The following is a 25,896-nucleotide window of genomic DNA, read 5'->3' as shown; positions in this document are numbered from 1 at the left end:
TCATGCCCCTATCGTACTGCGCGACAGAACTGCTGAATCGCCAGGCAGGCATGGCTTAACGCGTCGTCATTCAGGGCATAGGCAATGCGGATATAGCCCGCCAGCCCGAAAGCACTGCCCGGCACCACGGCCACATTCGCCTCCTCAAGCAGAGCCAGCGCAACGTCTTCATCGCTGTGCAGGGCTCGCCCGCCCGGTGAATACTTGCCCAACAGCGCAGCGCAATCCGCAAACGCGTAAAACGCCCCTTGCGGCACAGCACAGTACAGCCCCGGCGTGTCATTTATCATGGCCACCATCAGGTCACGGCGACGCTGAAATACCTGGCGGCTCTCGTCGAGAAAGTTCTTTGGCCCGCGCAGTGCGGCCACTGCCGCATATTGAGAAATCGAGCAGGCGCCGGAAGTCTGCTGGCCTTGCAGTTTTTCCATAGCGTCCAGCAACCAGCGCGGCCCGGTGGCGAAGCCAATGCGCCAACCCGTCATGGCGTAAGCCTTGGAGACTCCGTTCATGGTCAGGGTGCGCTCAGCCAGACGCGGCTCCACCTGGGCCAGGGTGTGAAAGGGTCGGCCGTCAAATATCAGGTGCTCATAGATGTCGTCAGAGAGGATCAACACGCTCGGATGCTCCAGCAGCACCTCAGCCAGTGCGTGCAGTTCTTCTCGGCTGTACACGGCACCGGTGGGGTTGGACGGCGAGTTGAGAATCAGCCAGCGGCTGTGCGGCCCAATGGCTGCGCGCAACGACGCTGCGGTCAGCTTGAAGCCGCAGTCGGCGCCGCAGGTGACCATGCGCGAGCGGCCGCCGCACAGTTGCACCATCTCCGGGTAGCTGACCCAGTACGGGGCCGGAATAATGACCTCATCGCCATCATTGAGGGTGGCGGCCAGTGCATTGAAAATCACTTGCTTACCACCGCTGCTGACTTGTGTGTCTTGCCAACTGACAGACAGACCATTCTCGACCCGGTACTTGTCCGCAATGGCCTCGCGCAGGGCACGCAAACCGGCCACTGGGGTATAGCGCGTGTGGCCTGCCTCGATGGCCGCAATGGCCGCCTGGCGGATGTGCTGCGGAGTATCGAAGTCAGGCTCGCCTGCACACAAGGAAAGAACACAGTGACCTTGATCGCGGCGCTGGGCGACCCTGTCCATGACGCGGTAAGTCGCTGATGGCTGAGCCGCCGCCAGGCGGTGATTGAGACGCTGATCGCCGCCACTCATTGAATCACCTCTGGGCGTTTGAGCCCCAACAGTTCGACAGTGGTACGGCCTTCGCGCAGGGCCGCCATCATCCGTGCCTCTTTGTCGAAACGCGCCTGCCCCTCAGCCAAAGTGCGCGGCACCTCAACCTGAGGAATGATCACGATGCCGTCGGCATCGGCGACGACCAGATCACCGGCCGCCACCTGCGCCCCGTTGAAGAACATGGGCTGGCCTACCGACAGGGCCGTAGCCTTGACGGTGCCCTTGACCGACACCCCGCGCGAAAACACCGCGAAACCGAGCTGCTCGATGGCCTGAATATCACGCACCCCGCCATCAATCACCAGGCCCACCACGCCAGCAGCCTGAGCCGCGACGGTGAGCACTTCGCCCCAATACCCGGCGATGTAATTGCCGGCACTGACCACCAGCACGCTGCCTCGGGGGGCCTGCTCCAACGCCAGATGCAACGCCAGGTTGTCGCCCGGCGCACACGCCAACGGGAAAGCCGGCGCTGCAATCAAGGCACCCCGCCAGACGGGGCGGATTGCCGGGTCTACCGCCGTTGGCAGACCGCACGCTTCGTACAGCGTCGAACTGCCGAGCGCTTTGGCGCGCGGGGCGACTGTTTCAATGTCATAAGGGCTCATTGCGATTTCCTTTGCAGGCCGTGATAACCGAGCAACGCCCGGGCTTCTTTAAGCGTTTTACCGCTGGTGAGGTGTTCGCGAATCTGCGCTTCCACCTGCTCAATCCGTCGGGCCCGTTGCGCCACCTCTCGGGCTCGCTCACGCGGCACCACCACCACGCCATTGGCATCGGCGACCACGATGTCGCGGGGGCAAGCACGGGCGCTGCCGATACTGACCGGCTGGTTAACCGCCACCACTTCGACCCGGTCCTTGCCGGTGCGCATGAAGCGTCCCCGGGTAAACAGCGGGTAGCCTTCGCCAAGCGCTTTGCTCACGTCACGGCAAACACCATCAATCACGCTGCCCGCAATACCTTGTGCCAAGGCGAACTGGGTCATGATGTCGCCCCACACGGTGCAGTCCGTGCGCCCGTCATTGGCGATCAGCACAACATCGCCGGGCGCCACCTCATCGAGAAAATCGCCCACGGTGCCGGGCGGGCTGCTGGCGCTGACGTATTGCACAGTGAATGCCGGACCGATGATGACTTGGGTGTAATTGGCCAGCGGCATGATATTGAGGCACTGCCCCGGCAAGCCCAGTGTGTCCAGCGCATCGGAAACGGCCGGGGTGTCCAGCCCCTCGAAAAGCGCGACGAGTGCTTTGTCTTCAATATTCATCAGGCGTACTCAGAGTTGATGGCTTCGAATTGGCTGTCGTGCATCACACGTTCGACCGAGCATCCGGCCCTGATGGCATCGACCATCGCCGCCTGACGTCGGTCAATGCGCTCAGCCAGCTCAAGCACCTTGTCGATGACCTCGGCGGCCACGAACACAGTGCCGCACTCGTCAGCCATCACATAGTCACCTTCCTTTACCGTCACTCCGGCCATGCTCACGGCGCAACCGGCATCCACCTGCACCAGACGATTGCGCGCGCTGATCATGGTCACCCCACGGCCGTACAGCGGATAGCCAATGGCCTCGCTGCCCTTAATGTCGCGGCTGCACCCGTCAAGCACTGAACCGCGGATACCCTTCATGCGCGCAGCATTGGCCAGAATATCGCCCCAACAAGAGACACCTTCTGCGCCACCGGCAATGACCAACACTCGGTCATCGGTATCGATACGCGCCACTACCGGGGAAATAAGATGCGCAGTCGGCGCTGCGTCCTGTTTGGCGCCCAATTGCACGGTGCTGGCACGGCCAGTGATCTTCGGGCAGTTCCACAGCGGCAGCAGACCGAAGGTTGCGCCGCGCATGCCGAGGAAGTCCAAAGCGTCGGACACCGTATTGGTGTCCAGAGCGGACAAGCGCTCCAGGAGGTGGGAGGTGTTCATGAATGGCTGACCTGGTGGTGTGGAGGCCCGAGTATCGACAGACCCATTCCATAGGTATATTCCTATTCAACTAAGTCTTTCATACGCCCAACCTATGGAAAAAACATGATCAATTTCCGCCTGATCCGGCACCTCTGGCTCTTCCTTGCCGTCGCTGAGGAGCAGAATTTCAGTCGCGCAGCCAAACGCCTGGGGATGTCCCAGCCGCCGCTGACCGAACAGATTCAGATCCTTGAGCATGCGTTGAAAACCAAATTGTTCGAGCGCTCGCGTCAGGGCGCACGATTGACTCCGGCAGGCGCTGCCATCCTGCCTGCGGTGCGCAAATTCGCCGAGCAACTTGGGCAGCTAGAACTGGCGGTACACGAAGCCGTTTCCGGTCAGGCCGGGGTGCTGACCATTGGCGCCATCACTCAAGCCATGATTGATGTACTGCCACCGCTGATAGACCGATTCAAGGCTGAGCACCCGCAGATCACGGTGACTGTGCGTGAAATCGACAGTGCTGAAGCCATCACGGCGCTGGAGACCGGCGATATCGACCTGGCCTTTGCCCGTCTTGAAGGCAACCTCGGCAAAAATATACGCAGCCTGTCGCTGACCGAGGACCGCCTGGCGGTTGCCATTCCACGCGACCACCCGCTTGCCGCTCGCACACGGCTGACCCTGGCCAATCTGGTGGACGAGCCGATGGTGATGTCTTCACGCCAGGTCAGCCCAAATTACTTCGACTACCTGATCGGCGTGTGCAATGCCCATGGCCTGTCCCCAAGGGTGTTGCACGAAGTCCGCTCGGTCACCTCACAGATCGCCTTCGTCAGTTGCGGCCAAGGGGTAGCGCTGGTGCCTGCCTCGATGAAAAAGCTGGCCCCGGACAACGTGATACTGAAGCCGTTGACGCCCCGGCTCAGTGTGGTGACCGCCGCGGTCGTGTGGAATGGCGCTCGCGCCAATCCGTTGGTAGACGCGCTGCTGGCGTTGTTGCCGGCTGACGCGAAATAGCAGGCGTTCTCTTCCATAGGTTCAGCCTATGGATGGATTACTGGATCAGGAATTTACAGAACGGTCAGCGTGTTTCAGAGTCCGCCCCCCCGACAATTTCCCGCCTCAGGAGCCAGACCGGTGTCCACTCAACAAGCGTTCTCCCGAGCCCTCGTGCCGCTGAAGGTCGACGGTATCAGCCTCAACGTTGCGGCTCTGTATCGCAGTGGCGAAAAAGCGCCTGTCGTGTTCCTCCACGGCTTCGGCTCGACCAAGGAAGACTATGCCGACGTTGTCCGGTATGCCGCATTCAACGGGCATGGGTTCCTCGCCTACGACGCCCCGGGCTGTGGCGAAACCGACTGCTCAGACCTGACACGTATCGACATTCCTTTACTGGTAAAGACGGCCCTGGCGATGCTGGAGCACTTCGGCATTCAGCGCTTCCATCTGGTCGGTCATTCCATGGGCGGCCTGACAGCGCTGCTGCTGGCCCATCAGCATCCAGAGCGAGTGCTCAGTTTCGTCAATATCGAAGGCAATATAGATCCACACGACTGCTTTCTGAGTCGGCAGATTCACGAGTATGCCGAGGATGACGCTGAGCGTTTTTTTGATGACTTTATCGAACGCACCCGACACGCGCCGGCCTACGCCAGCGCGCTGTATGCCGCCAGCCTGCGGCACAAGGTGCGTGCCGGCGCAGTGCGGGGGATTTTCGAATCAATGGTGAGGCTGTCGGATCACGGCGGGTTAATGAGCAGGTTTCTCGCGCTGCCCTGCCCGCGCATGTTCATGTACGGCGAGCAGAACAGCTCGCTGCCCTACTTGGCCTCTATCCAGAGTCAAGGCGTACATCTGGCGCAGATCAGCCACTGCGGGCATTTCCCCATGTATTCCAACCCGAGCGCGATGTGGGAAGGTATTGCCTACCTGCAACGCTTGAGCAGCGAAGCCTGAGCCACCCCGCACGCACACGTTTCCCGTCATAGAGCGATGGGGAGCCTGCACATTACGAGCAGCCCGCAAGCTGGGGCTCGCCCAGCCTTCATTGTTGATTTCAAAGCAAATAAATTTGACTAAGACAGGGCTTAATCCACAGATGTAAACACCGCACACTCCGATCCATTGTCTAAAACACTGGATCACACCATGAAACTCTTTTCAAAAATGGCCTTGGCGACCTTATTGCCGCTGGCCATACAGGCCGCTAACGCAGCCGACTGGTACCCCTCCGAATACGGTGCCAACGATCAAATCGGTGCAGCAAATCTGTTGACGCCGGAGGTGGTCAAGCAAGCGGTCGGGCTGGTCAAGACGGGCAAGACGTATCCCCTGGCAGTGCCCGTGGACAAAAACCTTCCGGCATACCGCCATCGCAGCTTCCACTTGTACAACGTGCAGGTCGGACAACAGGCCGGCAAGTCGCTGGGGCCGAACAAGTTCACCTTCAACGATGAACTGGTTAATGCGTGGACCGGTGTGGGCACCCAACTGAACGGTATCGGCCATATCGGCATCGACAATGTGTACTACAACGGCAACAAGGCCGCCGATTTCGTGACGATCGATGGCGTCACCAAACTGGGTGTCGAGAAGGTGCCGCCCATGGTGACTCGCGGCGTGGTGCTGGACATGACCGCCTACTACAACAAGACTTTTGTGCCCGGTGGCACTGAGTTCAGCGTGGCCGATATCCAGGCCGTCTTGAAAAAGCAGGGCCTGACCCTGCGCAAGGGCGATGTGGTGCTGTTCAACACCGGCTGGCTGGAGTTGATCGGCAAGGACAACAGGCAATTCCTCGAAGTGGAGCCCGGTATCGGCATGCAAGCCGCACAGTGGCTGGCTGACCAAGGCATCGTTGCTTTCGGCGGCGATACCTGGGCCTCTGAGGTCTATCCAAGCCCACAGGGTGATGACGAGTTTCCGGTCAACCAGTACATGCTCGCCAAGCGCGGCATCTACAACCTGGAACTGATCGACAGCCGTGCACTGGTGCGCGACAAGGTCTGGGAGTTCCTGTTCGTGCTCGGCCAACCGCTGTACGTTGGCTCCACTCAGGTCAACATCAACCCAGTTGCCATTTACTGATTTCTTTGCCGCTGCCCCTGTGCACTGCGTTTATCGTCGCAGCGCACGGGGTCAACCACTCTGCCTGCCAGGATAAACCGGTTAAAACGCGGGGCAACTCCATCGCGTCCAGGCTGGAGCCGTAGTTTATCCTCCTGAACGTTGAGTTCAGGGCTAGATATTCAGCAAAAGTCTGGTTGGGTACCGGCAACAATCCGCTCTCGAAGCCATCCCAATAATGGACTGGATTCGTCCAGATGCCCTTGGCTTACGATGGAATCAGGCACAACGAAAAAAAGACGCCGAAGCGTCTTTTTTTGATGATCTACAGACTTGCGTGCAACTCTGTAGATCTTTATTTGGAGCGGGAAACGAGACTCGAACTCGCGACCCCGACCTTGGCAAGGTCGTGCTCTACCAACTGAGCTATTCCCGCGTCTTGGTGGTGCGCATTCTATAGAACTGAAAGTTTGCGTCAACCCTTTGATTCAAAAAGTTTTATTTATTTCGTCGAGGTCGTCTTCAAGTGAGGCCATGCCGCACGCAAATACTGAAGCATCGACCACAAGGTCAGCCCCGCTGCCACGAGTAGCAATGCATACCCCACCAACACCCAAAAGCTGAAGTCAGAAGGATTGGCCAGCAAAATCACCAGCGCCAGCATTTGCGCGGCGGTTTTCCATTTACCCATGTTCGACACTGCGACCTGGGCACGAGCACCCAGCTCAGCCATCCATTCGCGCAAGGCTGAAATGACAATCTCCCGGCCTATGATCACTGCGGCTGGCAGGGTAAGCCATACGTTGTGATGCTCTTGCACCAGCAAAACCAACGCAACAGCCACCATCAGTTTGTCGGCGACCGGGTCCAGAAAGGCACCGAACGGTGTGCTTTGCTCAAGCCGACGCGCAAGGTAACCATCAAGCCAGTCGGTCGCCGCCGCAAAGGCAAAGACTGAACTGGAGGCCACATAACTCCAGCTGTAAGGGAGATAGAACAGCAATATGAAAAAAGGAATCAGTAGAACGCGTAGTACGGTGATCAAATTAGGGATATTCATCGGCACAACTGGCTACGAGGTGAGAGGGGCATTCTACTCGCTGTGCAGATTTGCATAAATCAACTCTGCGAGCTTTTTACTGATCCCCGGTGCTTTGGCGATCTCTTCGATGCTTGCACGAGTCAGCTCTTGTAATCCACCAAAATGTTTCAAAAGATCACGCCGACGAGTGGGGCCTACGCCCGCAATGCCTTCCAGGGTTGAAGTACGTCGAGTTTTACCCCGTCGCGCCCGGTGCCCGGTAATAGCAAAACGGTGCGCCTCATCGCGAATCTGCTGAATCAGGTGCAAAGCCGGGGAATCGCCTTTCAATGTGAATTCGTGGGCTGCGTCATTCAAGTAAAGGGTTTCAAAACCCGCCTTGCGGGTCGCGCCCTTGGCCACGCCCAACAAAATGAGATCTGGAACAGCCAATTCATTGAGCACATCACGCGCCATCGAGAGCTGACCTTTGCCACCGTCTACCAGCAGGATGTCAGGCAGCTTGCCCTCCCCCTCTTTGAGCCGGCTAAAACGCCGCATCAAAGCCTGGTGCATGGCCGCGTAATCATCGCCCGGGGTCACGCCTTCGATATTAAACCGCCTGTAATCGGACTTGATCGGGCCTTCCGGGCCAAATACGACACAAGACGCGACCGTGGCTTCACCACTGGAATGACTGATGTCATAACACTCAAGACGCTGCGGGATCTCGTCGAGCTTCAGTACCTGAGCCAATGCCTCGAAGCGCGCAGCGACATGCAAGCGATTGGCCAGGCGCGCAGCCAGGGCCTGCTCCGCATTGGTGACGGCCAACTGCTGCCAGCGCGCTCGAGTGCCCCGTACACGGTAACTGATGGCCATTTCTCGCCCGCGCAAGGCTTCAAGCGCATCGATAATGGCGCCGAAGCTTTCATGCTCCACGTTGACGATCAATTCACTCGGCAGATCGCGCTCGGGGCTGCTGATGTAGTACTGCCCCAGGAAGGCGGCCATGACTTCGCCCACCTCCTCCTCGATCCCGACCTGCGGGAAGAAATTCTTGCTGCCCAGAACCCGTCCGCCCCGCACATTGATCAAATGCACACATGCGCCGCCCGGGTTCACAAAGGCCGCGATAACGTCGACATCGCCGGTTCCACCCTCCATGCTTTGCTGATCCTGAACCCGACGCAGCAAGGAAATCTGATCACGTATTTCAGCGGCACGTTCAAAATCAAGGGTGCTGGCTGCTTGCTCCATTGCGCTGTTCAATTCGTCGGTCAGAGCACTGCTGCGCCCCTCCAGAAACATTACCGAGTGACGCACGTCCTCGGCATAGACCTGAGGGTCAACCAGCCCGACGCAAGGTGCTTTGCAACGCTTGATCTGGTATTGCAAACAGGGACGCGTACGGTTCTTGAAGTAACTGTCCTCGCACTGACGCACCATAAAGGTCTTTTGCAAGATACTCAGGCTTTCGCGAATGGCTCCCGCACTTGGATACGGTCCGAAATACCTGCCTTTGGATTTTTTGGCGCCACGGTGAATGCTTAAGCGCGGGTATTCACCGTCCGAAAGGAACACATAGGGATAGGATTTATCGTCGCGCAGAAGAATATTGTAGGGCGGGCGCCACTCTTTGATCAGCGTCTGTTCAAGCAGCAGCGCTTCAGTTTCATTGGCCGTGATGGTGGTTTCGATGTACGCGATTCGCCCCACCAGCGCCGCCGTTTTCGGGGCCAGGCCGGTTTTACGAAAGTAGCTGGCCAAACGCTTTTTGAGGTTCTTGGCCTTGCCGACGTAAAGCAGGCGCGCATCGCTATCAAACATGCGATACACACCGGGGCGCCCGCTACAGGTCGAAAGAAAAGCACTTGCATCGAACACGTCAGTCATTTTCAACCAGCGTCTACCATGCCGTGACGCACAGCCAGTAATGCCAGCTCAACATCACTCTTGACCGAAAGTTTCTCAAAGATGCGATAGCGGTAGGTATTGACCGTTTTGGGTGACAAGCACAGCTTGTCAGAAATCACCTGAACCTTCTGACAGCCCACAATAATCAGTGCAATCTGGATTTCTCGCTCCGACAGTGCATCAAAAGGTGAGTCACTGGCAGGCTGGAATGACTTGAGAGCCAATTGCTGTGCGACTTGCGGGCTGATATAGCGCTGCCCGGAAAAAACAAGACGAATGGCCTGAACCATCTCAGCCAGACCCGCGCCTTTGGTCATGTAACCGGCAGCGCCCGCCTGCAATAAGCGTGTCGGGAAAGGGTCTTCTTCGCACACAGTCACGGCGACCACCTTGATGTCAGGATGGCTGCGCATCATTTTGCGGGTAGCTTCCAGCCCACCAATGCCGGGCATTTTGACATCCATCAAGACCACATCAGGTTTCAGCTCGCGGGCCTTGATAAGGGACTCCTCACCGGACTCAGCCTGCCCAACCACTTGCAGGCCATCTATATCAGCCAGCATTCGTGTGATGCCTGTACGCACAAGATCGTGGTCATCGACCACTAGAACCCGAATCAAGCCGGCACCTCACCAATTGGACTAAGTAGATTGACGACACCTTAGCAAAAAACACGCGCTTCAACCTACCCATGATCAATCGACGATCCATAGCAAAACGTTAAAAATGCAGGCGGGGCCTGAACAAGGCTCAAGTATCGTTCGGATCCTGACGCCCTTTAGCCTGTATAGGCAGGTACAACTCCGCCAGGGAGACCGTAAGCCGACGAATGGCATCCTGGTCTTCTTTATGCAAGATGCGGTAACTAACCAATACTTTTTCTTCAACCTGACTAAGATTATCGAGCAGCGTGGGTGTTGGAGTGCCAGTCAAGATATAAAGCACATCCGCTCCTCGCTCTGCTACACGGGACAAATAATCCGCTTTAGGCGCTCGCTCACCACTTTCATATTTGCCTTGAGCATTAGGTTCCACCCCACCAATTTCACCAAAAGCTTTTTGCGACAAGCCAAGCCTTTCTCTTTCTTGCCGTAGCCTTGAACCGATTCCACTCATTTGGATGTAAGATCCCATTTTTAACACCCACAAGGATGGTATAATCAATGAATATTAAACAACTTTGAACGGTTTTGAACTATGACCGGAATCCGTACCGCTGCACAAGCCAAGGCTTGGCTGGATCACCAGGGGAAATCCGTGCAAGAGTTCGCTCGGGAAAATGGTGTTGACCCGGCGACTACTTATCAGGTGCTCGCCGGGCGCAAGAAAGGGAAAAGGGGCGAAGCCCATAAAGTGGCGGTACTTTTGGGCATGAAAGACGGCATCATTCCTTCACACATGCCTATTCTTGAAGAAAGTGAAGATGTGCTGGATTGAGTATGCGCCTAATCGGGCTTCATTCCAGAACTAGAACAGTTGGACGGCTGACAAGGCTTATGTCCCCACTGAGCCGAAAAAGCCTGAACGATTCACAGCAGGTTATTTTCTGATTGAACCTGTGGTCATGCCTCAGGTAAGCTTTGGCTCATTCATCGGAGACCTTACATGTTGCATCGCACCCTCACAGTCACTTGTCAGCCACCTTGCGAATCTCGCACGGTCGGTTCTGTGTGTGCGAACAACAAGCCATCCGTTGCACGATTTTATTTTGGGTATTGGTTTAGCCACTGGCGCGCCTGATACCCAAACGGCGCCCACTACTTAGGGGTCGCCTACCAGAGAATTCTCACCCCCGGTCGGCTCCCCGATCGGGGGTTTTGTTTTTTTAGCCCCTAAAAAATTACTTATTTAAGGAATCACACCATGAACTACGCCACTTATTACCGCTTCGACCTTTGCACTGCATGGCGATTTACCAACCGTCGTTCGGGACAGCCTGCCGCCTCCGAACGAAATCACATCGGTGGCACGCATGCACTCACAGCCAGTCAGGCTAATTGTCGAACACCCCAATAGGGCTGCGCGCGGGAAAACCCGCCGCTTGCCCAGGAATCACATCATGACCGCATCGATTACTGCTCTGCCTGCAAACAGCACCGCCTCTTCTGCAAGCTCCCAGCGCTTGCCCACCGCCGCGCAACTCAAGCACCAACTGCCGCTCAGCGATTCGCTTCGCCAACTGGTCAGTCGTCAGCGCCAGGCCATTCGTGCCATTTTGAACGGTGAAGACTCCCGTTTACTCGTCGTAGTCGGCCCCTGCTCCATCCACGACCCTGTTGCAGCCCTTGAATACGCCAGCCACCTCGCGACCCTTTCTCACGAACTGCGTGATGATATGTTGCTGGTAATGCGTGCCTACATCGAAAAACCGCGCACCACAGTGGGATGGAAAGGCCTGGCCTATGACCCGCACCTCGATGGCAGCGATGACATGGCCCACGGCCTAACGCTCTCTCGCGAGCTGATGCTGGAAATGCTGGGCATGGGCCTGCCAATCGCTACGGAGTTGTTGCAACCAATGGCCGCTGGTTACTTTGATGACCTGCTGGGCTGGGTCGCCATTGGTGCACGTACGACCGAATCGCAAATTCACCGCGAGATGGCCAGCGGCCTGGGTGTACCTGTCGGCTTCAAAAACGGCACTGATGGTGGCGTGGCCATCGCCTGCGATGCCATGCGCTCAGCCGCCCACTCTCATCGCCACTTCGGCGTCGACGCTGAAGGCCACCCGGCAATCATCCAGACGTCGGGCAATCCGGATACCCATCTGGTACTGCGCGGTGGCCACAGCGGGCCTAATTACGACTTCAGCAGCGTTGCCAAAGCACGCGCCGGACTTGAAAAAAATGCCATTCCGGCTCGCTTGATGGTGGATTGTAGCCACGCCAACAGCGGTAAAGACCCGTTGCGCCAGCCTGAGGTGTTTAACGACGTATTGGCACAGCGCCTGCAGGGCGATCGTTCATTGATCGGCATGATGCTCGAAAGCCATATCTTTGAGGGCTGCCAACCCTTGAGCAGCAACCTGCGCTACGGCGTCTCCGTCACCGATGGTTGCCTGGGCTGGGATGCCACCGAGCAGTTGTTACGACGCGCCGCCGCCCTGATGCAAGCACAGCGACAAGCCGCGCAGGTAGTCGCTTGATTACCAAAGGAACTTTTGCCGGGAAAAAACTGACTGAATCCGGTAGGCTCACCACTTTCTTGAAAGGAGTACTCCCTCATGGCTAAAGCCACTGCCCGTCACATCCTCGTTGCCAGCGAAGACAAGTGCAACGAACTGAAAGCCCAAATTGAAGGCGGCGCTGATTTCGCCGAAGTCGCAAAAGCCAACTCTTCTTGCCCATCCAGCCGTCAAGGCGGTGATCTGGGTTCGTTCGGTCCAGGCCAAATGGTTAAAGAATTCGACACGGTCGTCTTCAGCGCACCGATCAACGTGGTTCAAGGCCCGGTGAAAACCCAGTTCGGCTACCACTTGCTGGAAGTCACCAGCCGTCAGGACTAATCCCCCGGCTTGAGTGAGAACGGCCCACCTTTTGGTGGGCCGTTTCGTATCCGCAAACACAAACCTCGTGCTACGTTTCTCATTCACGCCCCCCACGTGTCACTTGAGGAATAATTCATGAGCCTTACAGGTAAAACTGCCCTGGTTACCGGTTCCACCAGTGGTATTGGTCTGGGTATTGCGCAAAGTCTGGCCAAAGCGGGTGCCAACCTGATACTTAACGGTTTTGGCGATGCGGGCAAAGTCATTGCCGACCTGGAACAGTTCGGTGGCAAGGTCGGTCATCACCCGGCGGACGTGAGCGACCCCGCACAAATAGCTGACATGATCGAATACGCCGAGCGTGAATTTGGCGGTGTCGACATCCTGGTCAACAATGCAGGCATTCAGCATGTCGCCAACGTTGAAGAGTTCCCGGTAGAACGCTGGGACGCCATCATCGCAATCAACCTCTCCTCCGTATTCCACAGCACTCGCCTCACCCTGCCCGGCATGCGCAAACGCGGCTGGGGGCGCATCGTCAATATCGCCTCGGTCCACGGTCAGGTGGGTTCGGTCGGCAAGGCAGCTTATGTCGCGGCCAAACATGGCGTGATTGGCTTGACCAAAGTGGTCGGCCTTGAGACCGCCACCAGCAATATCACCTGCAACGCCATCTGCCCTGGCTGGGTGCTGACTCCACTGGTACAAAAACAGATTGATCAGCGAATCAGTCAGGGGATTGACCCTTATCAGGCGCAGCATGATCTGCTCGCCGAGAAACAGCCCTCGCTGGAGTTTGTCACCCCACCTCAACTCGGTGAGTTGGTGCTCTTCCTGTGCAGCGATGCCGGCAGCCAAGTTCGCGGGGCGGCCTGGAATGTCGACGGTGGCTGGTTGGCGCAGTAAAGATCAGCGCACACCCCTCAGGCAAAAATGCACACCAACCCTGCACTTATCAGGGTTGTACAAGGCAATTTTGCACTGTTAGCATCGGCCATCGTTCGCCCGCGAACACCCCTTAAAAATAATAGAAAGCAGGGAGTTAGCGATGACTGCTCAGGCTTCATCCTCAGTGACACTCGATGGCGACATCGCGCCAGATACAGTTCTCGCGCAGGTGCGCAATCAAATAGGCCATCTGACCCTTAACCGCCCGAGCGGCCTCAACGCCCTCAATCTTGAGATGGTACGCCGCCTCCAACAGCAGCTCGATGCATGGGCCAAAGACCCGCATGTTGTGGCTGTGGTCTTGCGTGGTGCAGGCGAAAAAGCCTTCTGTGCCGGGGGTGATATTCGTTCGTTGTATGACAGCTACAAAAACAACGACACCCTGCACACTGCGTTTTTTGAGGAGGAATACGCCCTCGACCTGACCCTGCATCACTACGCCAAACCCGTGCTTGCCGTGATGGACGGCTATGTTCTGGGCGGCGGCATGGGGTTGGCACAAGGGGCTGATTTTCGACTGGTCACCGAACGCAGCCGGTTAGCGATGCCAGAGGTCGCCATCGGCTATTTCCCGGACGTGGGCGCCAGCCATTTCCTGAGCAGAGTACCCGGCCAAGTGGGCACTTATCTGGGCGTGAGTGGCGTGCAAATCGGCGCCAGCGATGCCCTGTATTGCGGGCTGGCAACCTGGTACACCGACAGCACCCGCCTGAGCGAACTTGATAAGCAGCTCGACTCACTGACCTGGCAACAGTCACCGCGCGAAGACCTCCAGGCACTGCTGGCATCAATGGCTGTAAACACCTTGCCCGACGCCCCCCTCGCCACGCTTCGCCCGTTGATTGACGACGTCTTTGCCCATGACAACATGGAGGCCATCGTTGCCCGGTTGCATGAAGTGGACAACAGCGAGCATCGGCAATGGGCCACCGATACCGCCAACCTGCTGCAAACCCGGTCGCCACTGGGCATGGCCGTTACGCTTGAGATGCTGCGCCGCAGCCGTGCCCTTAACCTCAACCTTGAGCAGTGCTTTGCGCTGGAGCTGCACCTGGACCGTCAGTGGTTTGACCGTGGTGACTTGATCGAAGGGGTGCGCGCGTTGATTATCGACAAGGACAAAAATCCGCGTTGGAATCCGCCCACACTCAATGAACTGGATCCAGCCCGGGTTGCCAGCTTCTTCACCGACTTCAAGCCGAGCGGAGTCTGAACCATGCAAGACATCGAACTGACTGAAGAACAAGTGATGATCCGCGACATGGCTCGCGACTTTGCACGTCGTGAAATTGCACCTCATGCCCAGACGTGGGAAAAGGCTGGCTGGATCGACGATGCGCTGGTCGCCAAGATGGGCGAACTCGGCCTGCTTGGCATGGTGGTACCTGAAGAATGGGGCGGTTCTTACCTCGACTACGTAGCTTATGCCTTGGCTGTCGAAGAGATCTCGGCCGGGGATGGTGCGACCGGGGCGCTGATGAGCGTTCATAACTCCGTGGGCTGCGGCCCGATCCTTAACTATGGCAGCCAGGCGCAAAAAGAAGAGTGGCTGGCCGGGCTGGCCAGCGGCACCACCATCGGCTGTTTTTGCCTGACCGAACCTCAAGCAGGCTCTGAAGCGCACAACCTGCGCACACGGGCAGAGTTGCAGGACGGGAAATGGGTAATCAACGGCGCCAAACAGTTTGTCACAAATGGCAAACGCGCCGGGCTGGCCATTGTGTTTGCCGTAACCGACCCGCAACTGGGCAAAAAAGGCATTTCGGCCTTTCTGGTGCCCACTGATACACCGGGATTTATTGTCGATCGCACCGAACACAAGTTGGGCATACGCGCCTCGGACACCTGCGCGGTGACCCTGAGCAATTGCACCGTACCGCAAACGAATTTGCTGGGTGAACGGGGCAAAGGGCTGACGATCGCCCTGTCCAACCTCGAAGGTGGGCGTATTGGTATTGCTGCACAAGCGCTGGGTATTGCCCGTGCCGCCTTTGAAGCAGCGCTGGCCTATGCGCGTGATCGGGTACAGTTTGACAAAGCCATTATTGAGCATCAAAGCGTGGCTAACATGCTGGCTGACATGCAAACCCGCCTTAACGCGTCGCGCCTGCTGATTCTGCACGCCGCCCGCCTGCGTGGTGCGGGCAAACCGTGTTTATCAGAAGCCTCGCAAGCCAAGTTGTTCGCGTCGGAAATGGCTGAGTTTGTGTGTTCCAAAGCCATTCAGATTCACGGTGGCTATGGCTACCTTGAGGATTACCCGGTGGAGCGTTATTACCGGGACGCGCGAATCACCCAGATCTATGAAGGGTCGAGTGAAATTCAACGGATGGTGATTGCGCGAGAGCTGAAGAATTATCTGATTTAGCGGTGCCGGTAATACCCTCACCCTAACCCTCTCCCAGAGGGAGAGGGGACTAAAGGCAAAAGCCGTTATGCGCAACGCCACCTATCAGCACCCTCTCCCTCTGGGAGAGGGGACTAAAAGCAAAAGCAAGCTCCCTCTCCCTCTGGGAGAGGGTTGGGGTGAGGGGCTTTTGCTCCAGCCTTAAAACCCGACACTCGCCTGCACGAAGAAGGTACGCGGCTCCCCCAAATAGAGACCGGAGTTGTTGTCACTGGAACGGGTGTAGTACTCCTGATTGAACAGGTTCTTGATCCCCGCACCCACCTTCAAGTTCGACGCCTCAGGCCCGAAGTCATACCCCACACGCGTACTCCAGGTCGCATACCCCGGAATATCACCGTACTGGCCGTCCGGTGTCGGATCAGTGATATACACACCACCGGTTCCCGGCGCGCGCTGCTGCGATTGGGCAAACATATCCAGGTTATAGGTCCAGCGATTCACGGCATATCGCGCGCCAAGGTTAAGCACTTGACGCGAATACAGCGGCAAGTCTCGCCCTTTGAAGTTGGCAATATCACCCTCTGACGTCGCCTTGGTATAGGTAAACGCAGCGTTCACTGACAAACCGTCAAGACGCGCATTCAGGCTCGATAAATCGTAGTGAACCGAAGTCTCAATCCCCTGATGCTTGGTCGCCCCCAAATTGGTCCAGCCCACATCATTGCTGACGTATTGCAGCTCATCGGCAAAGTCGATGTAGAACAGCGTCACTTCACCGCCCCACACACCGTTGTCATAACGCGTGCCTAGCTCATAGGTCTTGGCTTTTTCAGGCCTCAGTCCCGCGGCCGTCTGGTCGCCAATGCCGCCCTGCCCCAGTTGAAAGTACTGCAAGCTGCCAAATGAAGTTTCATAGTTGGCAAACAGCTTCCACTCGTCCGAGAGGTGATACATCACGCTCAAGGCCGGCAGCGCCTCATTGCTGTCGATGCTGCGTTTTTTCTCGGTAACCGGCACACCGCTATTGCCCAGCACCGGTCGATCGTGCCAATTGGTGCTAATGCGCTCAAAGCGAATGCCCGGCGTCACGGTCCAGTTACCCACATCAATCTTGTCATCGATATAGAACGCGTTGGCTTCAGTGCCGCCGGTGCGATCCTGGTACACGTGACCGTCAGCACCCGGCATAGGCACCGGCACGTTGTTGACCAGTTGCAGCTGACTGGCCTCTTCGTGCATTCCCTCCTTGAGGTAGCGATAACCCAAACCGACTTCCTGGGTCACCGGCCCCAGAGTAAACACATGGGACACCCGCGGTTCCACACCAAAGGTGTAATAAGAACGCGGATAAATGCCCAGCGTTTGCAGGTTGCGTGAAGCGATATTGCTGCCCCGGAAACTGTCGGTGTAATAGGTCAACACTTCAAACTGGGTCTGGTCGTCAATCTGACGCAGGTACTTGAAGGACACATCCTTGCGCCGCCCGGTGAAGTTGTCCCAGTCACGCACAGACTGATACGGATTGGCATCGAACTGTTTCTGCGTCAAACCGCCAGGCATGTCGGCGGTGGCATCGTAATAATGAAAATTGAGGCTGAAATCATCCTCATCGGTCGGCGCCCAATGGGTCTTGAGCAACACATCATTGATGTCGTTGTTATTGTTGCTGGTGCGATAACCATTGCCCTTGACCCCGGAATACAACAGCGCAGCACCGATACCGTTGTCCGCCGTGCCGCCAACAAAGGCCGACTCCATGTGCTTCCAGCCGCCGTGCTCGGAGGTTTCCAGCGTGGTGCCGACCTCCCCCTGGAAGGTTTCGGGAATCGCTCGCGTCACAAAGTTGATGACACCCCCAACGTTTTGCGGCCCATAGCGTACCGAACCCGCGCCGCGTACCACGTCGATGCTGTCCAGATTCCCGGCCGAGATGGGCGCCATCGACAACTGCGGCTGGCCATAGGGGGCGAACGCTGCCGGAATGCCGTCAATCAATACGGTCGAACGTGGCGACAGGCGCGAGGTCAAGCCACGCACACCCACGTTCAGGGAAATATCGCTGCCGCCGGTGCCATTGGACTCTTGCACCTGAACCCCGGGAATACGCTTGAGCACGTCACTGACGTTCATCGCGCCTTGCTCCACCATCGCTTCGCGACGCACCACAGTGCGCGCACCGGGATGGTTCTGCACAACCGCTTCATTGGCGTCGCCCAGCCAGTCGCCGACCACTTTGACATCCACCGGCCCTAGCTCCAGTGGCCCTGAAGCCGTTGAAGCGCTGACCACCGGCGCGGCAAGCAGCGTCACCGCGTCACCGTTCAATTCATAGCTCAGGCCACTGCCTTGCAGCAATTGGCGCAATGCCTGCTCGGGCGACAAGCTGCCATCAACGGCCGGCGCCTGTTTACCGGCCACCAACTGAGGGCTGAAAAACACTTGCAAGGAAGTCTGCTGGGCCAACTGGCTCAAGGCCGAACCCAAAGGCTGGGCCTGGATATGGAGGGTGCTCGGTGCCAGCTCGCCAGCCACCGCACCCGGCATCGCTGCACTCACTGCCAGCGCCAGTGCCAAAGGCATCCAGCACGTACGCGGTGCAGAAAAAAGCGTGCTCGAAGGCGGGTTAAGCACTGAAACCGGCCCACAAGAATTATTGTTTTTCACGTCGAGTCTTGCCCTATTGATCACACTTGAGTGCGACTGTTAATGCAAACCAGTTGCAGTTGATCAAGAAGACGAAGAACTCGAAAAAAACCTGAATTTATCGTGAAATTATTTCCTGACTGCCATCGGCACGGGTCTTTACCGACACCGGCAAAATACGCGGCAAGGCGTTGATCAGCGCATCGGTGTCATCGGTTTTGAACACACTCGACAGCCGCAGTTGCGCCAATGCAACCGTGCTGACATGCAGCGGCCGGTCACGGTAGCGCGACACTTCGGCAGCCACCTCGCCCAGGCTGGCGTCGTTGAATATCAACTGCCCCTTGCGCCAGGCCGTCAACGCTTGAGTGTTCACCGGTTGTGGCGCAGCCACGAGGCCCTGCTCATCGACCCGCGTGCCCAACCCGGCCGTCAGGTTGACCGCCTCTTCACGATTACGACCCTGTACCCGCACGTGGCCCGACTCGACCACCACCCGTGCTTGCTCGCCATCTCGACGCACATCGAAACGTGTCCCCGTGACCGTTACCTGCCCGAGCCCGGCTTGCACCACAAAGGGACGATCAGTGTCATGGGCGACACTGAACATCACCTCGCCCTCGAGTAAATCAACCCTGCGCTGATGGTCGGCAAAGTCAACGCGGATCCGGCTGCGGCTGTCCAGTTCAAGGGTTGAACCATCGGGCAAATTAACCGTACGGCGCTCACCCGCCAGGGTAGCGAATTGCTGGTGATAACCGACAGAGGCCTTCAACTGCGTCCAAACCCCAGCCCCTACCGCAACCGCCAGCACACTCGCCGCCATCGCCATGCCAAGCGCCGAGCGACGCTTGACCCTGGGTGCAGGTGCTTCGCATAACGCTTGCAGGCGGGCCTTGGGCAATAGCTCGACAGCACCGTACAACGTGGCGAGCCAACGGTATTCAGCTTCATGGCTGGGGTGGCCGCTGTACCAGGCGTCAAAATCGGCCTGCTCATCGGCACTCAGGCCCCGGCCTTGCACACGTGCAAACCAGGTTGCAGCCGCCTCGCGCACGTTCGCAGGGGCATGCGTGCAATCAGGCATCTCCATCAGGCAATCCTTAACTGATCTCATCACGGCGCGTCCACACGCTCGCGCAGATGCCGCAACGTGCGGATCATGTATTTCTCCACCATGTTTCTGGACAGCCCCAGGCGCTCGGCAATCTCGGCCTGGGTCAGCCCCTCTATTTTTTGCCAGACAAAAACCTTGCGGCAATTCAACGGTAACTCAAGCAAGGCCCTTTCGACCGATTCAGCCAACTGAAAAGCGCGCATATACACTTCCGGATCGGCTGATTGCGACGAACAAGGGGCCACGGCTGCCTGTTCTTTGGAATCACGCAGTTCTTCTCGACGAAAACCATCCACGGCGATATTGCGGGCCGTTTGATGCAGGTACGCACGCGGCTGTTCAACGGCATCCGAGCCGGATTCGAGCACGCGTACAAAGGTGTCATGGGCCAGATCCTGCGCCTGCTGGCGATTGCGCAGGCGCCGAGTCCAAGTGCCGACCAACTCATCGTAGTAGTCTAAAAAGCCCGTTCTGCGGGGTGCTTTATGAGTCATCGCACTGGACTGAGAAAGAGAGGTCGCGAATAGTAATCCGTCCTATTCGCACAAGCAAACCTTCCTACACTTCGACATTGGCCAGCAGTCGTCTCTGCACTTCGCGCCCCCGATCAAACCCATACGCGCGCGCCGTCAGCACCCCGACCACCCCCATCACGGCGCAAAACACCACGCACACCCACGGGCTCCACGGCATCAAGGCAATCAGCATCAGCGGTGTGGTACTTGCCCACAATGCGTAGGCGATGTTGTAGGTGAACGAAATTCCCGAGACGCGGATCGGTGCCGGGAACAAACCCACCATGACCGAAGGCACTACACCCACTATTCCGCAGGTCAGGCCGGCGAATGCGTACGCCAGCCCCGGCAAGCCCCACTGCCCGACCAGACTGGCGTACAGCAGGCCAATGCCCAATGGCAATAACAGGCTGTAGAGCACAATGCTGCGCCAGACGCCGATACGGTCAACGATCAACCCGGCCAGCACGCAGCCAATATTCAAAAACACAATACCGACGCTGCTTAGAGCAAAGGTATGGCTGGCGGTCATGCCAAAGCGTTGCTGCATCACCGTCGGGGTGATGACCACAAACACCACCACGGCACTGGTCAATACACAGGTCAGCAGCGCGGCCGGCAATAACGAGCGGCGGTGCTCGCGTAATACCGTGCGCAAAGGGAACTCGGCGCGACCCTCACGGCGCTCGCGCAACGCCAGAAATACCGGTGTCTCGCTGAGCCAGCGACGCAACCACACACCTATCACGCCAAACACGCCGCCCAGCAAGAATGGGTAACGCCAGGCGTAATCGAGGATTTCCGCCGGGGTGAACAGCTGTGCGAGCAACGTCGCGGTCAAGGCGCCTATCAGATAACCGAATGTCAGCCCGGCCTGCAAAAAGCCCAATGCATAGCCGCGGCGTCCGGCGGGCGCGTGCTCGGCGACAAACACCCACGCACTGGGCACCTCGCCCCCGACCGCAGCACCTTGCAGGATACGCAGCGCCAGCAGGATCAACGGGGCGAAATAACCAATGTCGGCGTAAGTGGGCATGATCCCGATCAGCAGACAGGGCAGCGCCATCATCAGGATGCTCAGGCTGAAGACCCGTTTGCGACCCAGATGGTCGGCAAAGTGCGCCATCAGAATCCCGCCCAAAGGACGTGCCAGATAACCCGTCACAAAAATCCCGAAGCTTTGCAGCAGACGCAACCACTCGGGCATATCGGGTGGGAAAAACAGTTGACTGAGGGTCAGGGCAAAAAACACGAAAATGATGAAATCGTAGATTTCCAGTGCCCCGCCCAGCGCTGCCAGACCAAGGGTCCGGTAATCGGAACGAGAAAAGCGCACGGCAGTGGCTTGAGTATCAGCAGGCATAAATAGGCTCAAATGGACGAGGCACGCCTATGTTGGCGCTTGAAGTCGAGGCACCGAGCATATCAAGCACAAGCCCTGAATCGCACCCTTTAATCCGTAGCATCTGCCGAAGGCTGCCTGCGGCGCCAACGGCAGATGCCACGAAGAGACAAAACACTAGCCCTGCCACCCGCCGCCCAGTGCGCCAAACACCTGCACCAGCGACAGCGACACCTGCGCCGTGCTCTCAACCAGCGCCGCCTGGTTGTTCAGCAAGGTGTTTTGCACGGTCAGCACGTTCAAGAAGTCCACCGTGCCTTGTGCATATTGTTGATGAACACTGTCCAGCGCATGCTGGCTGTGCATCACCGCCTGCTGCAAGCTGTCGCGGCGGCGCTGGTTGGCCTGATACGCCACCAGTGCATCATCCACCTCATGCCAGGCACTGAGCACGGTCTTTTGGTAGGTAATGCCCGCTTCTTGCTGACGGCCTTCTTGCAGCTGCAATGCGCCTTGCAAACGTCCGCCCTCGAATATCGGCACGCTCAAGCCGGGGCCAAAGGCAAAACTGCGCGATCCCCAACTGCCCAAATCCGACAATTGCAGGGCCTGAAAGCCGAGGTTGCCCGACAAGGTAATGCGCGGGTAAAAATCCGCCTCCGCCATGCCCACTGACGCCGTTGCCGCATGCAATTGCGCTTCGGCGCGGCGGATGTCCGGGCGCCGTTGCGCCAGCTCGCTGGGCAAGCCGATCGGCACATCGGCGCGATAGGCTGGCACATCGGCCAATACGTTCAATTGTTGCTGCAATGCCCGAGGCTCACGCGCCAATAACAGACTCAAGGCGTTGATCAATTGTGCAATGCGCTGCTGCAAGGGTGCCGTGCGGGCCTCGATCTCGGACACCTGTGCGGCGGCCTCCGACACTTCCAAATCAGTGGCCACGCCCTCTTTGACCTGCAAACGGGTCAATTCAAGACTGCGCCGGGCGATCTCCAGGTTTTGCTGCACCACTGCCAGCGCTTGCTGGGTGCCGCGCAACTGAATGTAATCCTGTGCGGTCTGCACGATGACCAGCAATTGCACGCCGTGACGGTCTTCTTGAGCCATTTGCACGGAAGCATCTGCAGCCTCCACCGAGCGTTTGACCCGCCCCCACAAGTCGGCCTCCCAACTGATCGCCAGACCGCCATGCCACAGGTTAAATGCCTGGTTACCGCTGTTGCCCGAGGGGTCAGTCAAGCCACGCTGACTGTTACGACTTCGGCTGTAGCCCGCATCGCCCTCTACCGAAGGCACTGTATCGGCCGCAATTTGACGGCGCAGCGCCCTGCTTTGCTCCAGCCGGCTGGCCGCCAGTTGAACGTCAAAACTGCTGTCCAGCGCCTCGCGCACCAAGGCCGACAGTTGCGTATCGGCAAAACGGTCCCACCAGCGCGGGTCGACCGCAGACTCAACCGAAGCACTATGCCCCGCTTCACTGGCCACCGACGCCCAGCGCTCGGGTAGGTGTGGCTTGGGTGAGGTAAAATCCGGACCCAGCACACACCCACTCAAATTCAGCGCACTGCAACAGGCCACAGCACAGGCCAAAAGAGATCGTTTCATCGTGTGCTGACCTGCTCGCCATTCGCCGATTCGGTATCGATGGAGGCATCCACCGACATGCCCAAGCGCAATTGACGGGCCAAAGGCTGGCCCTGATCCAGAGTGATTTTGACCGGAATACGCTGCACGACTTTGGTGAAGTTACCCGTCGCATTATCCGGCGCAATCGACGCAAACGTCACGCCGGTGGCAGGTGCAATGCTGTCGACCGTGCCTTGCAAGGTCTCGCCGGGAAAGGTGTCAACCTTGATCGAAACCCGTTGCCCGGCACGCATATGGGTCAATTGATGTTCCAGAAAGTTGGCCACAACAAAAGCCTTGGCCAGCGGCACCACCGCCAGCACCGGATCACCCGGTTTGACATAAGCACCCTGACGCACACTGCGCCGCCCCACCACGCCGTCAAAAGGTGCGACCAGTTGCGTGTACGACAAGTCCAGTTCTGCACGCGCCTGCAACGCCTGAGCGTGCTGCACTGACGCTTGAGCCGCGTTGGTCTGGGCCGCCAGCACCCTTGTTTGCTGACGCGCGGCCTCAAGCGCGGCCTTGTGCTGAACCAGCTCGGCGCGGGCAATCTGCGAACGGTTTTTCGCCTGCTGGGAGTTCTGCAAGGTACCAGCACCCTGCCCGGCCAAATGTTGATAACGGGTCAACTCGTGCTCGGCGAACTCGACCTGCGCCAAGTCGGCATCCACCGTGGCCTGGGCCTGAGCGATCACCGAACGCTGTCGCTCCAGCATCGCCTGAGCATTGGCCAACTGCGCCTGCGCTGTGGCCACGCTGGCCTCGGCCGCCTGCACATTGGTTTTAAAGTCCTGCGGATCGATGCGCGCCACGACTTGCCCGGCCTTGACCGGCTGGTTGTCTTGCACCAGCACCTCATCAATAAAACCCGCCACCTTTGGCGCAATCAAGGTGAAATCGGCGCTGACAAAGGCGTCATTGGTGCTTTGTACCGCACTGGTGGCGAACACCAGTCGCCACAAGGCGTAGACCACAACCACCGCCAGCACACCCGCACCCAGCTTAATGAAGGGCTTACGCCCGCTTGTCGTACTCATTTCACTGCTCCAACCACGGAGCCCGGCGGGTATATCCGCGTCGGGCCAAAAGGAATTAACACCACCAAAAAAAGCGCCAGGCCGGCCATGTACAGATAGAGGTCAGAAGACGCCAACACCATCGCCTGCTCGTGGATGCGCTGCGCAAGGTCAGGCGCTGTGGCCATCCACGGCGTGTTACCCACACGATCCACCAGCATCATTGAGTGAAAGTGCTCGCGATTGAGCGTCAGCACCTGCAAAACACTGCCAGCGGCAACCGACGAAAAACCTTTGACCGTATTGAACCAGGCCGAGGCAAATGGCCCGTCCGCAGGGTTCAAGCTGCCAGTGGCGAGCATCAACAGAGGAATCACCGCCATCGGCTGGGCGATGATCTGAATGGCTTGCAAGCCGTAGAAATTCTCCCGACTCCACACCGAAGTCACCTGCGAACCGATACCGCACGCCAGCGCCAGCAAGCCCAGGCCGATGGCCAGCACCCAACGACAATCGACCCAACGCAGGTTGCACAGTGCAACCACCAGCGGCAGCGCGAGCAACTGCGGCAATGCCACCAACAGCATCAGCGGCGCGGTTTCCTGCGGGCGATAGCCCTGAATCTGAGCCAGATAGGCGGACGGAATCTTGATCACCGCCATCAGCACAAACAACACGCCGCCCAAGGTCAGCAAGGCGTGCGTCAGGTTGCGGATTTTCAACAACTGGAGTTTGAAAAACGGCAGCGGGTGCGACCACTCATTGATGAAAAACAGCACCAGTAACCCCAGCCCGCCGACGATAAAAACGCGAATCATCGGCGACGCAAACCAGTTCTGCCATTGACCGAGTTCCAGCCCCAGCACCAGCAGGATCAAACCGGGCAAACCCAACAGCAACCCGCGCCAGTCGAATTGTTTGAAACGTTCCAGGCGCAGCGGGTCTTGCGGCAACCCCCACGCCACGCAGGCAATGGCTAAAAGACTAAACGGGATAATCTGCCAGAACGCCCACTGCCAACCGGCGTAGTCCACCCACCAGGCCGCCAGGGGCGTGCCGAAACTGGGGCCAAAGGTCGCGGTTAGCGCGTAACTGCCCAACCCGTACAAACGAATGCCGGGCGGCAGAAAACGTAACGCCACCGACATCAACATGGGCGGTAACGCACCGGCTGCAAAGCCTTGAAGGGTACGCAGCAGCATCAGCACGTTGACGTTCGGGGCCAAGGGACAAAGGATGCCCAGCAACAGAAAGGCTGCGATGGCGCATAAAGTGAAACGCCGAATTGAGAACGTCGCTGCGAACCAGGGTGAAAAGGCCATTGCGCTGATCGACGTAGCGGAATAGACCGCCAGCAGCCAGGTACCCTGATCCACACTGAGGCCCATTGCCCCTCGAATATCGGGCATTGCCACTTTGGTCACGTTCTCGTTGAACCCCGAGACCAGAACGGCCAGCAGCACCCCCACCAGCCCGGTAAAAATACGCAGGCCAAAGGCCGTACTGATGGGCGGCACGGGCACAGAAACCCCCGCCCCCTTAAACAGCCAATACATGGCCAACTCCGTCTTCACTCTTGATGACAGAAAGTGTAATCACACGGAATTGTTATAAAAATTGATAAATAGCTAACTGTGGATTGCGCTAAACGCAATCCGCTTTTGTCGCCGCTGCC

General features: G+C 58.0%; 24 protein-coding genes and 1 tRNA gene. 9 read left to right on the top strand and 16 right to left on the bottom strand.

The features are described from left to right. Nucleotides 1-8: 8 nt before the first annotated feature. From EQV93_RS19700 to EQV93_RS19685, 4 genes are read right to left on the bottom strand one after another with little or no spacing between them, the layout of a single operon-like run. Entirely contained in the window at nucleotides 9-1,223 is a 1,215-nt protein-coding gene (locus EQV93_RS19700; protein WP_240892256.1) for a pyridoxal phosphate-dependent aminotransferase, read from the bottom strand. Further along, nucleotides 1,220-1,855, bottom strand: a complete 636-nt coding sequence (locus EQV93_RS19695) for an RraA family protein (protein ID WP_240892255.1) — start codon at nucleotides 1,853-1,855, stop codon at nucleotides 1,220-1,222. Before EQV93_RS19695 ends, EQV93_RS19700 begins: the two co-directional genes overlap by 4 nt. Then, nucleotides 1,852-2,517: an RraA family protein gene (locus EQV93_RS19690; protein ID WP_240892254.1), complete on the bottom strand. Its 666-nt coding sequence runs from the start codon at nucleotides 2,515-2,517 to the stop codon at nucleotides 1,852-1,854. The genes EQV93_RS19695 and EQV93_RS19690 overlap by 4 nt, the downstream gene beginning before the upstream one ends. Next, nucleotides 2,517-3,182 (bottom strand): RraA family protein, encoded by a 666-nt coding sequence (locus EQV93_RS19685; protein WP_122784398.1) that lies wholly within the window; start codon nucleotides 3,180-3,182, stop codon nucleotides 2,517-2,519. Before EQV93_RS19685 ends, EQV93_RS19690 begins: the two co-directional genes overlap by 1 nt. A 105-nt stretch (nucleotides 3,183-3,287) precedes the next feature. On the opposite strand from EQV93_RS19685, the gene EQV93_RS19680 reads away from it, so the two are divergent. The 3 genes from EQV93_RS19680 to EQV93_RS19670 all read left to right on the top strand — a co-directional run bounded on the left by EQV93_RS19680 (nucleotide 3,288) and on the right by EQV93_RS19670 (nucleotide 6,254). Continuing rightward, complete coding sequence (locus EQV93_RS19680) at nucleotides 3,288-4,184, top strand: LysR substrate-binding domain-containing protein (RefSeq protein WP_240892253.1); 897 nt, start codon at nucleotides 3,288-3,290, stop codon at nucleotides 4,182-4,184. Nucleotides 4,185-4,304: 120 nt separating this feature from the next. Then, complete coding sequence (locus EQV93_RS19675) at nucleotides 4,305-5,123, top strand: alpha/beta fold hydrolase (protein WP_240892252.1); 819 nt, start codon at nucleotides 4,305-4,307, stop codon at nucleotides 5,121-5,123. A 192-nt stretch (nucleotides 5,124-5,315) separates the two neighbouring features. Beyond that, on the top strand, nucleotides 5,316-6,254 hold the full coding sequence (locus EQV93_RS19670) for a cyclase family protein (protein WP_240892251.1): 939 nt from the start codon (nucleotides 5,316-5,318) through the stop codon (nucleotides 6,252-6,254). Nucleotides 6,255-6,593: 339 nt separating this feature from the next. On the opposite strand, the gene EQV93_RS19665 is transcribed toward EQV93_RS19670, so the two are convergent. The 5 genes from EQV93_RS19665 to EQV93_RS19645 all read right to left on the bottom strand — a co-directional run bounded on the left by EQV93_RS19665 (nucleotide 6,594) and on the right by EQV93_RS19645 (nucleotide 10,287). Continuing rightward, a tRNA-Gly gene (locus EQV93_RS19665) sits at nucleotides 6,594-6,669 on the bottom strand. A gap of 66 nt (nucleotides 6,670-6,735) precedes the next feature. Continuing rightward, on the bottom strand, nucleotides 6,736-7,293 hold the full coding sequence (gene pgsA / locus EQV93_RS19660) for a CDP-diacylglycerol--glycerol-3-phosphate 3-phosphatidyltransferase (protein ID WP_122784402.1): 558 nt from the start codon (nucleotides 7,291-7,293) through the stop codon (nucleotides 6,736-6,738). A gap of 33 nt (nucleotides 7,294-7,326) precedes the next feature. Next, nucleotides 7,327-9,150, bottom strand: a complete 1,824-nt coding sequence (gene uvrC, locus EQV93_RS19655; RefSeq protein WP_240892250.1) for an excinuclease ABC subunit UvrC — start codon at nucleotides 9,148-9,150, stop codon at nucleotides 7,327-7,329. A 2-nt stretch (nucleotides 9,151-9,152) separates the two neighbouring features. Further along, nucleotides 9,153-9,791: a response regulator transcription factor GacA gene (gene gacA / locus EQV93_RS19650; RefSeq protein ID WP_240892249.1), complete on the bottom strand. Its 639-nt coding sequence runs from the start codon at nucleotides 9,789-9,791 to the stop codon at nucleotides 9,153-9,155. Nucleotides 9,792-9,921: 130 nt separating this feature from the next. Then, entirely contained in the window at nucleotides 9,922-10,287 is a 366-nt protein-coding gene (locus tag EQV93_RS19645; RefSeq protein WP_146387904.1) for a helix-turn-helix domain-containing protein, read from the bottom strand. Nucleotides 10,288-10,368: 81 nt separating this feature from the next. Between EQV93_RS19645 and EQV93_RS19640 the strand changes: the two genes are divergently transcribed. The 6 genes from EQV93_RS19640 to EQV93_RS19615 all read left to right on the top strand — a co-directional run bounded on the left by EQV93_RS19640 (nucleotide 10,369) and on the right by EQV93_RS19615 (nucleotide 15,974). Beyond that, nucleotides 10,369-10,608 (top strand): DNA-binding protein, encoded by a 240-nt coding sequence (locus EQV93_RS19640; protein WP_122784405.1) that lies wholly within the window; start codon nucleotides 10,369-10,371, stop codon nucleotides 10,606-10,608. Nucleotides 10,609-11,230: 622 nt separating this feature from the next. Beyond that, nucleotides 11,231-12,316: a 3-deoxy-7-phosphoheptulonate synthase gene (locus EQV93_RS19635; RefSeq protein WP_122784406.1), complete on the top strand. Its 1,086-nt coding sequence runs from the start codon at nucleotides 11,231-11,233 to the stop codon at nucleotides 12,314-12,316. Between the two features lie 78 nt (nucleotides 12,317-12,394). Beyond that, on the top strand, nucleotides 12,395-12,676 hold the full coding sequence (locus EQV93_RS19630; RefSeq protein WP_122784407.1) for a peptidylprolyl isomerase: 282 nt from the start codon (nucleotides 12,395-12,397) through the stop codon (nucleotides 12,674-12,676). A 117-nt stretch (nucleotides 12,677-12,793) separates the two neighbouring features. Then, entirely contained in the window at nucleotides 12,794-13,564 is a 771-nt protein-coding gene (locus EQV93_RS19625; RefSeq protein WP_122784408.1) for a 3-hydroxybutyrate dehydrogenase, read from the top strand. Nucleotides 13,565-13,706: 142 nt separating this feature from the next. Continuing rightward, entirely contained in the window at nucleotides 13,707-14,819 is a 1,113-nt protein-coding gene (locus EQV93_RS19620; protein ID WP_240892248.1) for an enoyl-CoA hydratase/isomerase family protein, read from the top strand. Between the two features lie 3 nt (nucleotides 14,820-14,822). Next, complete coding sequence (locus tag EQV93_RS19615; RefSeq protein ID WP_146425263.1) at nucleotides 14,823-15,974, top strand: acyl-CoA dehydrogenase family protein; 1,152 nt, start codon at nucleotides 14,823-14,825, stop codon at nucleotides 15,972-15,974. A gap of 180 nt (nucleotides 15,975-16,154) precedes the next feature. On the opposite strand, the gene EQV93_RS19610 is transcribed toward EQV93_RS19615, so the two are convergent. From EQV93_RS19610 to EQV93_RS19580, 7 genes are all read right to left on the bottom strand, one after another. After that, nucleotides 16,155-18,536, bottom strand: coding sequence for a TonB-dependent siderophore receptor (locus tag EQV93_RS19610; RefSeq protein ID WP_240892304.1), 2,382 nt, complete (start codon nucleotides 18,534-18,536; stop codon nucleotides 16,155-16,157). 181 nt (nucleotides 18,537-18,717) lie between these two features. Then, nucleotides 18,718-19,692: a FecR family protein gene (locus EQV93_RS19605; protein WP_240892247.1), complete on the bottom strand. Its 975-nt coding sequence runs from the start codon at nucleotides 19,690-19,692 to the stop codon at nucleotides 18,718-18,720. Between the two features lie 23 nt (nucleotides 19,693-19,715). Beyond that, a complete protein-coding gene (locus EQV93_RS19600) occupies nucleotides 19,716-20,210 on the bottom strand; it encodes a sigma-70 family RNA polymerase sigma factor (RefSeq protein ID WP_122784413.1) in 495 nt (164 codons plus the stop codon). A gap of 64 nt (nucleotides 20,211-20,274) precedes the next feature. Then, nucleotides 20,275-21,594 (bottom strand): MFS transporter, encoded by a 1,320-nt coding sequence (locus EQV93_RS19595; RefSeq protein WP_146387892.1) that lies wholly within the window; start codon nucleotides 21,592-21,594, stop codon nucleotides 20,275-20,277. A gap of 156 nt (nucleotides 21,595-21,750) precedes the next feature. Beyond that, nucleotides 21,751-23,181: an efflux transporter outer membrane subunit gene (locus EQV93_RS19590; protein WP_240892246.1), complete on the bottom strand. Its 1,431-nt coding sequence runs from the start codon at nucleotides 23,179-23,181 to the stop codon at nucleotides 21,751-21,753. Further along, the gene (locus EQV93_RS19585; protein WP_146425273.1) at nucleotides 23,178-24,242 is read right to left on the bottom strand and encodes an HlyD family secretion protein; all 1,065 of its coding nucleotides are present in this window, start codon (nucleotides 24,240-24,242) and stop codon (nucleotides 23,178-23,180) included. The genes EQV93_RS19590 and EQV93_RS19585 overlap by 4 nt, the downstream gene beginning before the upstream one ends. After that, a complete protein-coding gene (locus tag EQV93_RS19580; protein ID WP_240892245.1) occupies nucleotides 24,239-25,777 on the bottom strand; it encodes an MFS transporter in 1,539 nt (512 codons plus the stop codon). Before EQV93_RS19580 ends, EQV93_RS19585 begins: the two co-directional genes overlap by 4 nt. Nucleotides 25,778-25,896: the final 119 nt, after the last annotated feature.

It is taken from the genome of Pseudomonas sp. TMW22091, from assembly GCF_022496705.1.
Taxonomy (GTDB): domain Bacteria; phylum Pseudomonadota; class Gammaproteobacteria; order Pseudomonadales; family Pseudomonadaceae; genus Aquipseudomonas; species Aquipseudomonas saxonica.
Note: the sequence above shows the minus strand (reverse complement) of the source record. Positions and strands in the feature narration are given on the sequence as shown.

Excerpts from the sequence above, each read along its gene's own strand:
- EQV93_RS19700 (WP_240892256.1), bottom strand. The coding sequence starts at position 1,223 with ATGAGTGGCGGCGATCAGCGTCTCAATCACCGCCTGGCGGCGGCTCAG.
- EQV93_RS19695 (WP_240892255.1), bottom strand. The coding sequence starts at position 1,855 with ATGAGCCCTTATGACATTGAAACAGTCGCCCCGCGCGCCAAAGCGCTC.
- EQV93_RS19690 (WP_240892254.1), bottom strand. The coding sequence starts at position 2,517 with ATGAATATTGAAGACAAAGCACTCGTCGCGCTTTTCGAGGGGCTGGAC.
- EQV93_RS19685 (WP_122784398.1), bottom strand. The coding sequence starts at position 3,182 with ATGAACACCTCCCACCTCCTGGAGCGCTTGTCCGCTCTGGACACCAAT.
- EQV93_RS19680 (WP_240892253.1), top strand. The coding sequence starts at position 3,288 with ATGATCAATTTCCGCCTGATCCGGCACCTCTGGCTCTTCCTTGCCGTC.
- EQV93_RS19670 (WP_240892251.1), top strand. The coding sequence starts at position 5,316 with ATGAAACTCTTTTCAAAAATGGCCTTGGCGACCTTATTGCCGCTGGCC.
- pgsA (WP_122784402.1), bottom strand. The coding sequence starts at position 7,293 with ATGAATATCCCTAATTTGATCACCGTACTACGCGTTCTACTGATTCCT.
- uvrC (WP_240892250.1), bottom strand. The coding sequence starts at position 9,150 with ATGACTGACGTGTTCGATGCAAGTGCTTTTCTTTCGACCTGTAGCGGG.
- EQV93_RS19645 (WP_146387904.1), bottom strand. The coding sequence starts at position 10,287 with ATGAGTGGAATCGGTTCAAGGCTACGGCAAGAAAGAGAAAGGCTTGGC.
- EQV93_RS19640 (WP_122784405.1), top strand. The coding sequence starts at position 10,369 with ATGACCGGAATCCGTACCGCTGCACAAGCCAAGGCTTGGCTGGATCAC.
- EQV93_RS19635 (WP_122784406.1), top strand. The coding sequence starts at position 11,231 with ATGACCGCATCGATTACTGCTCTGCCTGCAAACAGCACCGCCTCTTCT.
- EQV93_RS19630 (WP_122784407.1), top strand. The coding sequence starts at position 12,395 with ATGGCTAAAGCCACTGCCCGTCACATCCTCGTTGCCAGCGAAGACAAG.
- EQV93_RS19625 (WP_122784408.1), top strand. The coding sequence starts at position 12,794 with ATGAGCCTTACAGGTAAAACTGCCCTGGTTACCGGTTCCACCAGTGGT.
- EQV93_RS19620 (WP_240892248.1), top strand. The coding sequence starts at position 13,707 with ATGACTGCTCAGGCTTCATCCTCAGTGACACTCGATGGCGACATCGCG.
- EQV93_RS19615 (WP_146425263.1), top strand. The coding sequence starts at position 14,823 with ATGCAAGACATCGAACTGACTGAAGAACAAGTGATGATCCGCGACATG.
- EQV93_RS19610 (WP_240892304.1), bottom strand. The coding sequence starts at position 18,536 with ATGCCTTTGGCACTGGCGCTGGCAGTGAGTGCAGCGATGCCGGGTGCG.
- EQV93_RS19605 (WP_240892247.1), bottom strand. The coding sequence starts at position 19,692 with ATGGAGATGCCTGATTGCACGCATGCCCCTGCGAACGTGCGCGAGGCG.
- EQV93_RS19600 (WP_122784413.1), bottom strand. The coding sequence starts at position 20,210 with ATGACTCATAAAGCACCCCGCAGAACGGGCTTTTTAGACTACTACGAT.
- EQV93_RS19595 (WP_146387892.1), bottom strand. The coding sequence starts at position 21,594 with ATGCCTGCTGATACTCAAGCCACTGCCGTGCGCTTTTCTCGTTCCGAT.
- EQV93_RS19590 (WP_240892246.1), bottom strand. The coding sequence starts at position 23,181 with ATGAAACGATCTCTTTTGGCCTGTGCTGTGGCCTGTTGCAGTGCGCTG.
- EQV93_RS19585 (WP_146425273.1), bottom strand. The coding sequence starts at position 24,242 with ATGAGTACGACAAGCGGGCGTAAGCCCTTCATTAAGCTGGGTGCGGGT.
- EQV93_RS19580 (WP_240892245.1), bottom strand. The coding sequence starts at position 25,777 with ATGTATTGGCTGTTTAAGGGGGCGGGGGTTTCTGTGCCCGTGCCGCCC.